At 58.1% G+C, this 15,368-nt stretch carries 16 protein-coding genes; all 16 read left to right on the top strand.

Going from position 1 to position 15,368, the window contains the following annotated elements:
- The first annotated feature begins 2 nt into the window (after positions 1–2).
- Positions 3–1,694 carry a DNA repair protein RecN gene (gene recN / locus GFC01_RS07455; RefSeq protein ID WP_152946010.1) on the top strand — a complete coding sequence of 564 codons (1,692 nt, stop codon included), beginning with the start codon at positions 3–5 and terminating at the stop codon, positions 1,692–1,694.
- A gap of 232 nt (positions 1,695–1,926) precedes the next feature.
- Complete coding sequence (gene spoIVB / locus GFC01_RS07450) at positions 1,927–3,273, top strand: SpoIVB peptidase (protein WP_243137331.1); 1,347 nt, start codon at positions 1,927–1,929, stop codon at positions 3,271–3,273.
- A gap of 195 nt (positions 3,274–3,468) precedes the next feature.
- Positions 3,469–4,230, top strand: a complete 762-nt coding sequence (spo0A, locus tag GFC01_RS07445; RefSeq protein ID WP_152946061.1) for a sporulation transcription factor Spo0A — start codon at positions 3,469–3,471, stop codon at positions 4,228–4,230.
- 223 nt (positions 4,231–4,453) lie between these two features.
- On the top strand, positions 4,454–5,143 hold the full coding sequence (locus GFC01_RS07440; protein WP_152946009.1) for a P-loop NTPase family protein: 690 nt from the start codon (positions 4,454–4,456) through the stop codon (positions 5,141–5,143).
- Positions 5,144–5,303: 160 nt separating this feature from the next.
- Positions 5,304–5,525 carry a 4Fe-4S binding protein gene (locus GFC01_RS07435; RefSeq protein ID WP_341473828.1) on the top strand — a complete coding sequence of 74 codons (222 nt, stop codon included), beginning with the start codon at positions 5,304–5,306 and terminating at the stop codon, positions 5,523–5,525.
- Positions 5,518–6,585, top strand: a complete 1,068-nt coding sequence (locus GFC01_RS07430) for a 3-methyl-2-oxobutanoate dehydrogenase subunit VorB (RefSeq protein ID WP_152946007.1) — start codon at positions 5,518–5,520, stop codon at positions 6,583–6,585. Before GFC01_RS07435 ends, GFC01_RS07430 begins: the two co-directional genes overlap by 8 nt.
- Positions 6,585–7,331 carry a thiamine pyrophosphate-dependent enzyme gene (locus GFC01_RS07425; protein WP_207707590.1) on the top strand — a complete coding sequence of 249 codons (747 nt, stop codon included), beginning with the start codon at positions 6,585–6,587 and terminating at the stop codon, positions 7,329–7,331. The genes GFC01_RS07430 and GFC01_RS07425 overlap by 1 nt, the downstream gene beginning before the upstream one ends.
- A complete protein-coding gene (locus tag GFC01_RS07420) occupies positions 7,332–7,892 on the top strand; it encodes a 2-oxoacid:acceptor oxidoreductase family protein (RefSeq protein ID WP_152946005.1) in 561 nt (186 codons plus the stop codon).
- Positions 7,893–8,023: 131 nt separating this feature from the next.
- The gene (locus tag GFC01_RS07415; protein ID WP_152946004.1) at positions 8,024–9,133 is read left to right on the top strand and encodes a M20/M25/M40 family metallo-hydrolase; all 1,110 of its coding nucleotides are present in this window, start codon (positions 8,024–8,026) and stop codon (positions 9,131–9,133) included.
- Positions 9,134–9,212: 79 nt separating this feature from the next.
- Positions 9,213–9,836 (top strand): stage II sporulation protein M, encoded by a 624-nt coding sequence (gene spoIIM, locus GFC01_RS07410; RefSeq protein ID WP_194174860.1) that lies wholly within the window; start codon positions 9,213–9,215, stop codon positions 9,834–9,836.
- 57 nt (positions 9,837–9,893) lie between these two features.
- Positions 9,894–10,199, top strand: a complete 306-nt coding sequence (locus GFC01_RS07405) for a hypothetical protein (RefSeq protein WP_152946002.1) — start codon at positions 9,894–9,896, stop codon at positions 10,197–10,199.
- 128 nt (positions 10,200–10,327) lie between these two features.
- Positions 10,328–11,434, top strand: a complete 1,107-nt coding sequence (locus GFC01_RS07400; RefSeq protein ID WP_152946001.1) for a DUF362 domain-containing protein — start codon at positions 10,328–10,330, stop codon at positions 11,432–11,434.
- A 273-nt stretch (positions 11,435–11,707) separates the two neighbouring features.
- Positions 11,708–11,899 carry a hypothetical protein gene (locus tag GFC01_RS07395; RefSeq protein ID WP_152946000.1) on the top strand — a complete coding sequence of 64 codons (192 nt, stop codon included), beginning with the start codon at positions 11,708–11,710 and terminating at the stop codon, positions 11,897–11,899.
- A 139-nt stretch (positions 11,900–12,038) separates the two neighbouring features.
- Positions 12,039–12,947 carry a site-specific tyrosine recombinase XerD gene (gene xerD / locus GFC01_RS07390; RefSeq protein ID WP_152945999.1) on the top strand — a complete coding sequence of 303 codons (909 nt, stop codon included), beginning with the start codon at positions 12,039–12,041 and terminating at the stop codon, positions 12,945–12,947.
- Between the two features lie 87 nt (positions 12,948–13,034).
- Positions 13,035–14,234: a phosphopentomutase gene (locus tag GFC01_RS07385; RefSeq protein WP_152945998.1), complete on the top strand. Its 1,200-nt coding sequence runs from the start codon at positions 13,035–13,037 to the stop codon at positions 14,232–14,234.
- A partial coding sequence (locus GFC01_RS07380; protein ID WP_152945997.1) for a pyrimidine-nucleoside phosphorylase occupies positions 14,216–15,368 on the top strand: 1,153 nt, incomplete at its 3' end. The genes GFC01_RS07385 and GFC01_RS07380, both read left to right, overlap by 19 nt.

Raw genomic sequence — 15,368 nt, 5'->3', positions numbered from 1 at the left:
GAATGCTTCTTTCCCTGGATATACAGGATTTTGGGTTGATCGACGGACAAACCATCGCTTTTACGCCCGGACTTAATGTTCTGACGGGGGAAACGGGAACGGGCAAATCCATTATTATTGAAGCGCTCCAGCTGGCCCTGGGCGGCCGTGCCCGGTCCGAATTCATCCGCACCGGGCGGGAACGGGCCCGGGTCACGGCCATGTTTGATATTGGCGGGTTGCCGGCGGTGGAACAACTGCTCCTGGACGCCGGTATTCCCCTGGAGGAGGACGGCACGTTGATCCTGAGCCGGGAACTGGCCGCCAGCGGGCGCCATACCTGCCGGATCAACGGGCAGGTGGTCACTTTAGGCACATACCGGGAGGCGGCTTTGCATCTGGTGGATATCCACGGGCAGCACGAGAACCAGTCCCTGTTTAACCCCGATGTTCACCGGGATCTGCTGGACCGGTTCGGTGGGTTGTGGCCCCTGCGGGAAGAAGTGGCCGCCCTTTACCGCCAGTGGCAGAAGGTAAAGACCCGCCTGGAAGATTTGCGCCGGGGGGCCAGGGACAGGCTGCAGCGCATGGATATGCTGGCCTATCATGTGGAGGAAATAGACAGGGCGCAGTTATCTCCCGGGGAGGATGAAGAACTGGTCCGGGAGCGCAACCGCCTGGCCAATGCGGAAAAGATTGCCGCTCTGGCGGCCCGCTCCTACGCGGCATTGCACGGAGGCGAGGACGGGTTTCCCGGCGTACTGGACCTGCTGGGGCAGGCCAGCCGGGATATGGACGAACTGGGCGGGGTTGATGCCGCCCTATTGCCCCTGGCGGAAAGTTTACATAATGTTCTTTACCAGGTGGAAGATGTGTGCCGGGAACTTTCCCAATACCGGGACGGGATAGAATACAACCCGGAACGGCTGCAGCTGGTGGAAGAAAGGCTTTCCCGCATCCGGGAATTAAAACGTAAATACGGGGACAGTGTGGAAGAAATATTGCATTACCGGCAGGAAGCGGCAGCCGAGCTGGAGGCCTTACAATCCGGCGAGGAAAATGCCGCTGCCCTGGAAGAGGAGGCCGCCCGCCGGGAGAGGGAATGGCAGGAAAAGGCCGGGGCCCTTTCGGCCGCCCGCCGGCGCATTGCCGGCCGTTTACAGGAAGATGTTACCCGGGAACTGGCGGATCTGGAGATGGGGCGGGTAAACTTTCAGGTGCTCTTTGAGGAACTGCCCGGTCCGGCGGCCAGCGGCCGGGACCGGGTGGAATTTTTGATTTCCCCCAACCCGGGGGAACCCCTCAAGCCCCTGGCCAGGATTGCTTCCGGCGGCGAGCTGTCCCGGATTATGCTGGCCACCCGGTCCATTCTGGCGGCGGTGGATGAACTGCCCACCCTGGTTTTCGACGAGGTGGACACGGGCATTGGCGGCCGCACGCTGCAGGCGGTGGCTGAAAAGCTGGCCTCCATTGCCCTTTCCCGCCAGGTTATTTGCGTAACCCATTCCGTGCAGATTGCCAGTTTCGCCCGCACCCACTGGCGTATTTTTAAACAGGTGGAAAACGGGCAAACCTGCACCCGGGTGGAAATGCTGGATAAGGAAGGCCGGCTGGCGGAACTGGCCCGCATGCTTGGCGGGCGGGAAGTGGACGGCCTGGCCATGGATCATGCCCGCTATCTGCTGGAAAAGGCCCGGGGCATGTCCGCCGGTTAAACCGTATGTTGCCATTGTTTTAAAAAGCTGATTTGCCTTAAAAGTCGAATGTAAATTTTTCCATAAAGTCCCTATCAGGGCTTTTTTTTTTGCCCAAAAGTAACAAACGCCCTTAAAGGCAGAAAAACAGCCAATATGGCAACTCACGGTATATTTAGTCAGAATAACAGACAATATCTCTGGCTATCTTAAGAATGCACGCTATTATTACCGATTTTGATGGTTTTTATGGTTGCCATTTTTCACTGCCAGCTTTCTTACGGAGGGGAGGCGATGGATTCTGAAAAGAAGAAGATACTTTCCCGCAGCTTTTTTACTGATCACCACTCTGGTTCTCCTGATGGTCAAGGCCGTATGCAACCCCCTTTGCTGGGCAAAGGAACAAAATGTGGCCGTAGGAGATCCCCTTTTGCCCGGGGGATTGCCGGGAAAAATATTGCAAGTTTCAGTGACCGACGGTAACGCCGCCGAAAAGGTACTCAGCTCCCGTACCGTGATTCCCCTGGCCCTGTCTCCCGGCCGGGTGTACATGCAGGTAAAACTACTGGGCCTGATTCCGCTGAATCATCTGGTGGTCAACGTGGTTCCGGGTGTACGGGTGATTCCGGGGGGCCATTCCATCGGTATATTGCTCCACGCCCAGGGAGTGATGGTGGTCGGCTACTCGGCCATAGTCGATCCCCAGGGCCAGCGTCATAATCCCGCCCTGGAGGCCGGGATAAACAGCGGGGATATTATTTTAAAAATTAACGGCCGCCAGGCCGAAAGCAACCAGCAGGTACGTACGGAAGTGATCCGTTCCGGGGAAGCGGGGCGGCCGGTGCTCCTGGATCTTAAGCGGGGCCAGCGGATTTTTTCCGCCAGGGTGAAGCCCGTCTATTGCTCCCAGACCCGGCGATACCGCATCGGCCTTTTTATCCGGGACAGTGCGGCGGGTGTGGGCACCCTCACCTATTACGATCCCCGCAGCAATAAATATGGCGCGCTGGGTCATGTTATCTGCGATATGGAAACATCCCGGCGCATCGATCTGGCCGACGGGCGGATTGTGGAAGCTCAGATCCAGGGGATTCATCCCGGTCGGCGGGGTCAGCCCGGGGAAAAAATCGGTCTTTTTAACGGTAACGGTGTCATGGGGGACATCACCAAAAATTCCTCATGTGGTATCATTGGTTCCCTGAAAAAGCCCCTGTCCAACCCCCATTACCGGGAGCCGGTGCCCGTGGCCATGGCCTACCAGGTAAAAGAGGGGCCGGCGGAAATGCTGACCGTGCTGAAGGGAAATCGCGTTGAACGCTTTGCCGTAGAGATAGTGCAGGTTATGCCCCATAATAGGAGGGAAGGAAAGGGAATGGTCATTAAAGTGACCGATCCCGCACTGCTGAAAAAAACCGGTGGTATAATCCAGGGGATGAGCGGCAGTCCCATTATCCAGGAGGGAAAATTTGTCGGTGCGGTAACCCACGTATTCATTAATGATCCCACCCGGGGTTACGGTGTACTGGCCGAGTGGATGCTCCTGGAGGCCGGGTTGGTACCGGTGACGGGTGGGACTGTTGAAGAAATGGGAGCAGCATAAATCTAAGTATTTTCGACTAGGACCGGGATATTTGTTCGGATGATGAGTTTCATGTCAAATAGAAACAGATATGGTAAATTATAAATTATTTTACTCCTGGCAGCAGGAGTTTTTTTTTAGCCGTCGAATCAATTGGATTTAAATACCTCAATAGAAAAATTTTTATTTAAAAAAATTAGGAGGCGGGAATTGAATATGAAAAAACCGGTTAAGGTGTTGATTGCCGACGATAATCGGGAGTTTTGCGAGTTGCTGAAGGAGTTTATCAAACAGCAAGAAGATATTGAGATTTGTGGTACAGCATATAATGGATTGGAAGCCTTTGAACAAATAAAAGAGCAAAATCCGGATGTAGTGGTTCTGGATATTATCATGCCCCATTTGGACGGCATCGGAGTGCTGGAAAGGCTGGGTACCATTCCCCACCGGCCGAAGGTGATTATGCTGACGGCCTTCGGTCAGGAGAGCGTTACCCAGCGGGCGGTGGAACTGGGTGCCGATTACTACATTCTAAAACCCTTCGACTTTGCCGTTCTCACCACCCGCATCCGCCAGCTGGCCGACGGGGTTAATGTTTCCCAGTATATTTCCCCCGTCCGGCCGCGGAATATGGATGTGGCGGTAACCAATATCATTCACGAGATGGGTGTACCGGCGCATATCAAGGGTTACCATTATCTGCGGGACGCCATTCTGGCGGTAATCAACGAGGTGAACCTGCTGGGGGCGGTAACCAAGGAGCTGTACCCGATGATTGCCCATAAATACCAGACGACCCCCAGCCGGGTGGAAAGGGCCATCCGTCACGCCATCGAACTGGCCTGGGACCGGGGCAATGTGGAGATGATGACCAAATTCTTCGGCTATACCATTAATCTCGAGCGGGGCAAGCCTACCAATTCCGAATTCATCGCCATGGTGGCCGACAAGCTGCGGATAGAAGCCAAAGTAAGCTGACGCAAAAAAAGGACAGACTACTTTTTGTGCTGCGTGAAATGCCGGGCAAAATGAGATCTGGTTCCTGGCAGTCCGTCTTTTTTCATGCCGGTTGTCCGTTGTTTCCTATCCTGCAGAGTCAGGATGCCGCTCTTTTTTCACAAACTGGATAGGAAATCCGGTATTTTTGTCGAATAGGCAATAATAGTCCGGCAGTAAAGGGATTCCGGAAGGAGTGGTGCGGATGAGGGAGGCGCTACGCCGGATAACCATTTTTGCGGGCCATCTGGGTAGCGGGAAAACCGAACTGGCTATAAACTTCGCCCTGAAACTGGCAGCGCAGGATTTACCCACATCCCTGGTGGACCTGGATGTGGTGAACCCCTATTTCCGCACCCGGCTGGTAAGGGAAAGACTTGAAGGCCTGGGATTGACGGTAATCTGCCCCCGGGGTGAATGGGAGCGGGCGGATCTGCCGGCCCTGCCGCCCGTTATCCGGGGTGTGCTGGAGGACCACACCCGGTACGGCGTTTTTGACGTGGGTGGCGATGATGTGGGAGCCACCGTCCTGGGCCGTTTCAAACCCCAGCTGGAGCAGGCCGGTTATCACCTGTGGCTGGTGGTAAATGCCTGTCGCCCCTTTACCAGGAATGAGAAGAGCATCCTTGAAGTCCTGGCCGGAATTGAAAGAGCCTGCCGGATGCGGGTTACCGGACTGGTAAGTAATACCAACCTGGGACCGGCCACTGACATGGATGTGGTTCTGGCCGGGCACCGGGTGGTGCAGGAAGCCGCCCGGAAGCTGGGGCTCCCGGTGGTGCTGCTGGGTGTGCGCCGGGAACTGGTAGGCGCCGGCCGGCGGGATTTGCCCCGGGACGTAGCCCTGTTGCCCCTGGACCTGTATATGCAGTCGTCCCGGCCGGAAGCCCTGTAGCAAAGGAAAGGGGGTTGCCGGGCCGTTTATCATGGAAACAAGGGCGAAACACCGCCCTTGTTTCTGTGAAAGGGGCGGCGCCAGCAGGAACCGGCGCGGCGGAAAGAAGACATCCCGGTTTTTACCGGACGCAGGGAACATGGGAGGGAGATATTTGGTTGTGGCGCGCGTAACATTTAGAGAGGAACGGTGCAAGGGTTGCGAATTATGCCGGCATTTTTGCCCCAGGGGAATTATTGCTATGGCCAGCCATATCAACGGCATGGGCTTTCACCCGGCCACCGTCACCGAACCGGAAAAATGCACCGGCTGTGCCACCTGCGCTAAAATGTGCCCGGATCTGGTTATAGAGGTGGAAAGGGAGGTGGTGCAGGTTGGCTAAGATTTTGATGAAAGGGAACGAAGCCATTGGTGAGGGGGCCGTGCGGGCCGGCTGCCGTTATTTTTTTGGTTACCCCATCACACCCCAGAGTGAACTGCCCCATTACCTGGCCAAAAGGATGCCCGAGGTGGGCGGCCTTTATCTGCAGTCGGAAAGCGAGACGGCGGCCATCAACATGGTCTACGGGGCGGCCGGCGCGGGTGCCCGGGTGATGACTTCGTCTTCGGGCCCGGGCATCAGCCTGATGCAGGAGGGTATCTCCTACCTGGCCGGCGCCGAACTGCCCTGTGTCATTGTGAATATGATGCGGGGCGGCCCGGGTCTGGGTAACATCGCCCCGGCCCAGTCGGACTATTTCCAGGCCACCCGGGGAGGCGGCCACGGTGATTACCGGCTTATTGTCCTGGCCCCTTCTTCGGTGCAGGAGATCCTGGACCTGATGCGGGACGCCTTTGACCTGGCCGACCGTTACCGCAACCCGGTCATGGTGGCGGGGGACGGCATCCTGGGCCAGATGATGGAACCGGTGGAACTGGCCGATGAAGAGGAGGATGTACCCATACCTCCCCGGCCCTGGGCGGCCACCGGGCGTATGGGCGGGGAAAAGAAGCTGATCAATTCATTGTATATCGTTCCCGAGGATCTGGAAAAGCATAATATCAAACTGGCCGCCAAATACAACCTGATCAGCGAGAAGGAACAGCGCTGGGAGGACTACCGGCTGGAAGGGGCCAGGCTGGTTCTGGTGGCCTTCGGTACGGCCGCCCGGATCTGCAAGGCGGTGGTGGACCGGGCGCGGCAGGATGGGCTGGCGGTGGGTCTCATCCGGCCCATTACCCTCTGGCCCTTCCCGGTGCGGGCCTTTACTCCGGTGGTGGAGCATGCGGCCGCCTTCCTGTGCGTGGAGATGAGCATGGGACAGATGGTGGAAGATGTGCGGTTGGCGGTAAACGGCCGCCGCCCGGTCTATTTTTACGGCCGCTGCGGGGGAATGCTTCCGGTGGCCGCCGATGTGTACCGGGAAGTGAAAAAAATTATGGCCGGGGGTGAAGAAAAATGATGCAGAAAGTATTTACCCGGCCGGCGGCTTTAAAGGACATACCCACCCATTACTGCCCCGGCTGCACCCACGGCATTGTACACCGGCTGGTGGCCGAGGCAATCGACGAACTGGACATCTTCGACCGGACCATCGGCGTGGCTCCGGTGGGATGCTCCGTTTTTGCCTATAATTATTTCGACTGCGATATGTACCAGGCTTCCCACGGCCGGGCGCCGGCGGTGGCCACCGGGGTGAAAAGGGTCCTGCCCGACCGGGTGGTGTTTACCTACCAGGGGGACGGCGACCTGGCGGCCATCGGTACCGGTGAAATCGTCCACGCGGCGGCCCGGGGGGAGAAATTCACCGTCATCTTCATCAACAACGCCATCTATGCCATGACCGGCGGGCAGATGGCCCCCACCACCCTGCTGGGGCAGAAAACCACCACCACACCCGGCGGGCGGGATAAGGATATCAACGGTTTTCCGGTGAAAATGCCGGAAATGCTCAGCGTCCTGGACGGCACGGCCTATGTGGCCCGGGTTTCGGTGCACAACCCGGCCAACGTGGTCAGGGCGAAAAAGGCCATTAAGCGGGCCTTCCAGGTACAGATGGCCGGCCTGGGCTTTTCCATGGTGGAGGTCCTTTCGGCCTGTCCCACCAACTGGGGCCTGCCACCGGTGCAGGCGCTCCAGTGGCTGGGTGAAAACATGATTCCCTATTATCCCCTGGGTGAATTCAAAGTTCCGGCGGAGGTGGGTTAAATGTTTCAAGGGATTCTTATCGCCGGTTTCGGCGGCCAGGGCGTACTGTCCACCGGGCAGCTGCTGGCCTATGCCGGCATGCTGGAAGGAAAATACGTGGCCTGGATTCCCTCCTATGGACCGGAGATGCGGGGTGGAACGGCCAACTGCGGAGTAACCATCTCCGACCGGCCCATCAGCTCGCCCGTGGTCAGTGAACCGACCACGCTGATTGTAATGAACCGCCCCTCCCTGGAAAAATTTGAACCGGCGGTGGTGCCCGGGGGATTAATCCTGGTCAACAGCTCGCTGATCGATCTAAAGGTGCAGCGCAGGGATGTTCAGGTGTATTATATTCCGGCCAATGACCTGGCCGAGGAGTTGGGCAACGGCAAGGTGGCCAATAATATTATTCTGGGTGCCCTGCTGGCCCTGACGGACGTGGTGTCCCTGGAAGCGGTGGTGGAATCCCTGCGCAAAGTCCTGCCGCCCCGCCGCCATAACCTGCTTCCCGTCAACTGCCAGGCGCTGGAGACCGGTGCCCGGCTGGTCCGGGGAGTGGAAGCTGCCCGGGCCGTATAAAAAATACTACCTTTTAAGCCGGTTTTCCGGTGGTTTCCCTCAGGCCGGCGGGAACAGTTGGATTTCGACCCTGTCCGGGGCGGAAAGCTACCCTGCCCCGGCACTCCACTTTTTTACCGGGGGAATGATAAATGATCAATCAAGCCAGGATCCTGACCGAATTTTTGGAACTGGTACAGGTGGACAGTGTCAGCGGACAGGAAGAAAGGCTGGCCGCCCTGCTGATGGAACGTTTGCGGGAACTGGGATTGGCTGTCCGGGAAAGGGGCTGTGACAAGAACGGTAAAACCGGCAATTTGCTGGCCACCCTTCCTCCCCGGGGGTGCGATAATTACCTTTTCCTGTGCGCCCACATGGATACGGTGGAGCCGGGACAGGGGGTGCGGCCTGTGGTGGAAAACGGCATTGTCCGTTCCTCCGGCGATACCATCCTGGGTGGGGACGATAAGGCAGGTATTGCCATTATTCTTGAGGCAATCAGGGTAATCCAGGAGAACAACCTGGAGCATCCCGGGCTGGAAGTGGTTTTCACCACGGGAGAAGAAATCGGGTTGCTGGGGGCCAGGGAATTGGACTGCCGTCTTTTGCGCTCGTCCATGGGTTATGTGCTGGATTGCGACGGGGCTCCAGGAACAATGGTGGTCCAGGCGCCCACCCAGGATAAAATAGCGGCTCTGATCCGGGGCCGGGCCGCCCACGCGGGTATTAACCCCGAAGAGGGCATCAACGCCATCCAGGTGGCCTCCCATGCCATTGCAGCCATGTCCCTGGGACGGCTGGATGAAGAAACTACGGCCAACATAGGGTTTATTTCCGGAGGCAAAGCCATCAATATTGTGCCCGATTCCTGCCGGCTGGACGGCGAAACCCGGAGTCTGAACGGGGCCAAGTGCCGTGCCCGGACTGCCGCCATGGTCTCCCTTTTAAAAGATACCGCCGCCCGGTTCGGGGCGCAGGTGGATGTGGTTACTGAAACCCTGTACCACGAATTCAAGCTCTCCCCGGACCATCCGGCCGTGAGGTTTGCCGTGCGGGCGGCCGAAAACCTGGGCCTTACGCCGCGGCTGATCCGGACCGGTGGCGGCAGTGATGCCAATATTTTTAACCACCGGGGGATTACCTGCGTCAATCTGGGTATAGGCATGAGCAAAGTGCACACCTGCGACGAATTCATCCGGGTGGCGGATCTGGTGACCAGCGCCCGCTACCTGCTGGAAATAATCCGGGTGGCCATGGAGTAGCATTATTTCGTTCATACCCTCCCCTTTTTTCCCATATAAATGAGCATGGACAGGTCTGCCGGGAAGGAGGGGGGGTCTCTTGCGCCGGTACTGGATCAAAACCCTGCGGGCCGGCTGGCTGCTTTACCTGCTGGTGCTGGCCGTTTTCAGCCTGGGGCTGGTTTGTGGTGCCCTGAATATTGATTTCCTTCCCCCGGGTGGCATGGCCTCCCTCCACGATTACCTGAGCGCCTTCTTGAAAGAGGCGGGCGGGGGGCAGGTGGATACCGGGCAACTGGCCCGCCAGGTCATGTACGACAAACTATATTTTATGACCGCCCTCTATCTGGCGGGGCTCACGGTTATTGGCATTCCGGTCGTCCTGGTGCTGGTTTTTTTAAGGGGGTTTGCCCTGGGCTTTACCGTGGCTTTTTTAAGCCGCGATCTGGCACTCCAGGGGTTGTTCCTGGCCGCCGTGGCCATCATGCCCCAGAACCTGCTTTTTCTACCGGCCCTGTTTGTGGGGGCGGTGGCCGCCCTTACCTTCGCCCTTTTACTTTTCCCCAGACGGTCCGGAATGGGCGGGAAAATATGGGGTTCCCTGGTACGGTATACCGGGATCATGGTAGCCGTAGTGGCTGTGGCCCTGGGGGCCGGGCTGGTGGAGATTTACCTGTCTCCCTGGTTGACCCGTATACTGGCCGGAATGATTATTCCCCGTTAACGAAGCACGGCAGTCCCAATGTAAGTTCCTGACGCACACGGGAGGGAAGGGTCTGAAATGCCGGTGATTATTATTTCCCGTTTAAAGCGCAGGGTAATGTTCTGCCTGCGCATGCTGGTGATCCTGGCCATTCTGGCCGTGCTCTGCGGGCACCTTTATGGCCTGGTGAGGGGTAGTCCCTCACCGGTTCGCCCCCGACCGTCCACTCCCGGTCCCATGCCTGTGGAGGATGGGAATAGGCGCTCCTTTTATCATCCGGCCACCGGACCGGTAATAAATGGGGGAAATGTTATGGATCGCCTGCTGCATTTTTTACGGGAATATTACCGGGGAAAGGATGCGGGCGTACATCATTACGAATAATTCACCGGGTGGCCGCCCGGCAGACAGGAAAATTGAATTTTTGCTAGAATTGTAGTTATTGGCCATTCCCCGGAGATTGAAAGGGCGGTGGCCGACTACCAATGCCAATCTTCTGGAGGGATGACTACTTGGCGGCGAAAGTTTTCTTTGCCGATATGAGGGCCAGTCATAAGCAAAATTTACTGGACAAGGTGGAAAAGCTCTTTGAGGCGGCCGGGATAAAGGACATAATTGCGGCCCGGGATCTGGTGGCTTTTAAAGTGCATTTCGGTGAGCGGGGCAATACCGGATATATCCGGCCCCAGTTTATCCGGCGCCTGGTGGACAGGGTTAAAGAACTGGGGGGAAACCCCTTTCTCACCGATGCCAACACCCTGTATGTGGGCAGCCGGGCCAACGCCGTGGATCACCTGAAAACAGCCGTTGAAAACGGTTTTGCCTATGCGGTGGTCAACGCTCCCCTGATTATTGCCGATGGTCTGACGGGCAAGGACTATATCAACGTGCCGGTAAATTTAAAGCACTTCCATGAGGTGAAGATCGGCAGTGCCCTGGTCCACGCCGACGCGCTCATTGCCGTAAGCCATTTTAAGGGTCATGAATTGACCGGCTTTGGCGGTACACTGAAAAACATCGGCATGGGTTCGGGTTCCCGCAGCGGCAAGCAGATGATGCATTCAGACGTGCTGCCCAGGGTCAAGGAGGAAAAATGCGCGGGATGCGCCCGGTGTACACGCTGGTGTCCCGGCGAAGCCATTTCCATCTCCCGGGAAACCAGGAAGGCTTCCATTGATGAACAAAAATGTATCGGCTGCGGTGAGTGTACGGTTACCTGTCCCGAACAGGCCATAGGAATCAACTGGAAAACGGAACCGGATGTCATCCAGGAAAAAATAGTGGAGTTTGCCGCCGGGGTTTTGCAGAACAAAAAGGGCAAGGCGGGGTTCATCAACTTTGTTACCAATGTCTCCCCGGAATGCGATTGTGCCGGCTGGACCGATGCTCCGGTGGTAAGGGACATAGGTATTCTGGCTTCCCTGGATCCGGTGGCCCTGGACCAGGCCTGCGCCGACCTGGTAAACCAGGAAAAAATTCTGCCCGGCAGCCGCCTGGAAGGACAGGACGTTCAGGATAAATTCCGCGCCCTCTGGCCCCAGGCCACCTGGGAACGCCAGCTGGCTTACGGGGAAGAAATTGGATTGGGTACCCGGGAGTACGAATTGATCAAAATTTAGGTTCGTGTTTTAAACCAAACCGCTTTAAGGAGGGTGTTTGTCCCCATTCGCCCCTTAATTTTCGCGTAAGGTGCGCCCCGCCGCGGGCAATGGGGCCGGTTCCATACTCGTCCCTGGGGCTGCCTGGGGGTTATCGGCAGGTTCGAACCCCGGGCCCGCCCTACGACATATTCCCCTGTTTCTTGGTTTTTAACAAAATTTTAACCGGTGACAGGGAACCTTTTCCCCATAAATTCCGTCTATAAAGTTAAAAGTTCAGGGGAAGGGATGGTCGTGGACAGGAAAATATCTTTAGGTATCCTGGCCGTACTGGTTCTGGTGGTTCTTTTTGTCCTGGCCCTGCTGCATACGCCCGTTCCCACCACCTCTGCATCCGGGAACGTTGCGACCTGGGAATATGTGCATTACCGGGAGTGGCCGGGCAGTTATCACCTGTATTTGCGCAGTTATAATGTAAAAATGTAAAAATGGCACCACAGGGGCTTTTGATGAAGAGCCCCCTTAATTTTTGCAGGGCACAATCAGGAAAATTATGCCACCCGGAAGGATTGAAACGGCTGCCCGTGGAATATTGGGGTAAGAGCAAACACGGGGGCGATGTGCCTTGGAGGGTCTGATCAACCATTTTATTCATTACCTGGCGGTGGAAAAGGGTCTGGCCGAAAATACCCTGGCATCATACCAGGGCGATTTGAACCAGTTCCGGGCTTTCTGCCGGGAAAAGGAACTGGACCCCATGGGTGCGGGAGGCCGGGGCGTGGTAATGGCCTACCTCCTGCAGTTAAAAAAGAGCGGTCGTTCGCCGGCCACCATTTCCCGGCATCTGGCGGCACTAAAATCCTTTTACCGGTTTTTGCTGGCTGAAGGGCTTGTGCATATGGACGCTACGGCCAATCTGGAGTCACCCCGCCCCCCCCAGCGCCTGCCCCGGGTACTGAGCACCCGGGAGGTGGAGAGTCTCCTCTCCCAACCCCGGATCTCCACGGCGGCGGGCTTAAGGGATAAGGCCATGCTGGAACTGCTATACGCCACCGGGATCCGGGTTAGTGAACTGGTTTCGCTGGACCTGGCCCACGTCAATCTGGAACACGGGTTCGTCCGTTGCTTCGGCAAAGGGGCCAGGGAACGCATTATTCCCCTGGGGTCCGTGGCCTGCCACTACGTTTCGGAATACCTGTTGCGTTCCAGGGGCACACTGGTGAAAGGGAAAAATACCGCCGCCCTGTTTGTCAACCAGCAGGGTCAGCGGCTCACCCGGCAGGGTTTCTGGAAAATTATCAAGAAATACGCCCGCCAGGGCAGGATTAACAAAGTGATTACCCCCCATACCCTGCGTCACTCCTTTGCCACCCATTTGCTGGAAAACGGTGCCGACCTGCGGTCGGTACAGGAATTGCTCGGCCATGCCGATATCGCCACCACCCAGATCTATACCCACCTGACCCGTGCCCGGTTACGGGAAATATACGACCATACCCACCCCCGGGCGGCGGACATAAAAAAAAGCAACTGACAAAAAGGGACAGGCCTTTTTCAGGAACAATTCCATGGCAGTATTTGCACTGACGACTGACGACTTTTTTAAAGGAGTTGAGGCCGGTTGGACACAAAGATCAGCCGGATTACCCTTATTGTCCTGGACAGCGTGGGTATCGGCGCCCTGCCCGATGCGGCCCGGTACGGGGATGAGGGCAGCAACACCCTGGCCCACATCGCCCGCTATGTGGGGGGACTCCGCCTGCCCCACCTGGGGGCATTGGGGCTGGGCAATATACTGGCCATAGAAGGGGTGCCTCCGGCGGGAAAGCCAAAGGCTGCCTACGGGCGCATGGCTGAAGCCTCCGCCGGCAAGGATACCACCACCGGTCACTGGGAGATCGCCGGGTTGCTGCTGGAGCGCCCTTTTCCCGTTTACCCCCACGGGTTTCCACCGGAAATAATCAAGCCCTTTGAGGAGCGAATTGGCCGGCCCGTGCTGGGCAACAAGCCCGCTTCTGGCACGGCCATCATTGAAGAACTGGGGGCCGAACATATGCGTACCGGCCGCCCCATTGTCTACACCTCGGCCGACAGCGTCTTCCAAATTGCCGCCCACGAGGAAGTAATCCCCCTGGAGGAGCTGTACCGCATGTGCCGCATTGCCCGGGCACTGCTCACCGGTGAACATGCGGTGGGGCGGGTAATTGCCCGGCCCTTTGTGGGGCAGCCGGGCAGTTTTCAGCGCACCGCCAACCGCCGGGACTTTTCCCTGCCCCCGCCGGCCCCCACCGTCCTGGATTTGCTGCAGGAAAAGGGCCTGGCCGTCCTGGCGGTGGGCAAAATTGAGGATATCTTTGCCGGGCGGGGTATTACTGAGGCATTGCATACGGAAAACAACATGGACGGGGTGGATAAAACCCTCACTTTTATGCGGCGGGACGACCGGGGGTTGATTTTTACCAACCTGGTGGATTTTGACATGCTCTACGGCCACCGCAACAATCCCCGGGGTTATGCCGGCGCCCTGGAAGACTTTGACCGGCGCCTGCCCGAAATACTGGCTGCCCTGCGGGACGACGAGGTACTGATCATCACTGCCGACCACGGTTGCGATCCCACCACCGGCAGCACGGACCACAGCCGGGAGTACGTGCCCCTTTTAGTTTACGGGCGGAAGGTGAAGGCGGGGTGGGACCTGGGCACCCGCCGGACCTTCAGCGACGTGGCCGCCACCGTGGCCGAACTCTTCGGCCTTTCCTATCCCCGGGGAAAAAGTTTTGCCGGAGAGGTGTGTGGGCAAATATGCGCATGTACGATATAATTTTAAAAAAGCGCCGGGGACATGAGCTGGCCACGGAGGAAATAAACTTTTTCGTGCAGGGCTACACGGCCGGCCGGATCCCCGACTGCCAGGCGGCGGCTCTGTTGATGGCCGTATTTTTTCAGGGGCTGACGGCCCGGGAGACGGCGGACCTCACCCTGGCCATGGCCGGCTCGGGGGACCGGATGGATCTCTCCGCCATTCCCGGCCCCAAGGTGGATAAACACAGCACCGGCGGGGTGGGGGATAAAACCACCCTGGTGCTGGCCCCCCTGGTGGCCGCCGCCGGCGTTCCCGTGGCCAAGATGTCCGGCCGGGGGCTGGGCCACACCGGGGGGACGGCGGATAAGCTGGAGGCCATTCCCGGGTTTAAGGTCAACCTTTCCCCGGAGGACTTTATCCGCCAGATCCGGGAAAATGGCCTGGCAGTGGTTACCCAGACGGGAAACCTGGTGCCGGCGGATAAAAAACTCTACGCCCTGCGGGATGCCACGGCCACGGTGGACAGCATTCCCCTGATTGCCTCCAGTGTGATGAGCAAGAAGATCGCCGCCGGTGCCGGTGCCGTCGTGCTGGACGTGAAGGCGGGCAGCGGCGCCTTTATGCGTTCCGTGGAGGATGCCCTTGCCCTGGCCCGGACCATGGTGGCCATCGGCCATCAGGTTGGTCTTCGGACGGTGGCGGTGATCAGCGATATGGACCAGCCCCTGGGTCTTGCCGTGGGCAATGCCCTGGAGGTGCGGGAGGCCGTGGAAACCCTGGCCGGGAAGGGGCCGGCGGATCTGCGGGAGTTATGCCTGGTGCTGGGCAGCCATATGCTGGTCCTGGCCGGAGCGGTGGACGGGGTAGAACAGGGCAGGGAAAAGCTGGCGGATCTGCTGGACCGGGGGCAGGCCCTGGCCAAATTCCGGGAAATGATCCGTGCCCAGGGAGGGGACCCGCGGGTGGTGGAAAACCCGGCCCTTTTACCGGCCGCCCGGGAGCAGGAGCCGGTCAGGGCAGGGCAGGAAGGTTACGTTACGGCCATCCAGGCCGAAGGCATCGGCCGGGCGGCCATGCTGCTGGGTGCCGGCCGGCGTACCAAGGAAGATGCCATTGACCCGGCGGTGGGTGTGGTGCTGCACAAAAAAGTGG

Source organism: Desulfofundulus thermobenzoicus, from assembly GCF_009428905.1.
Classification (GTDB): Bacteria; Bacillota; Desulfotomaculia; order Desulfotomaculales; family Desulfovirgulaceae; genus Desulfofundulus_A; species Desulfofundulus_A thermobenzoicus.
This window is presented reverse-complemented; position numbering and strand designations above follow the sequence as displayed.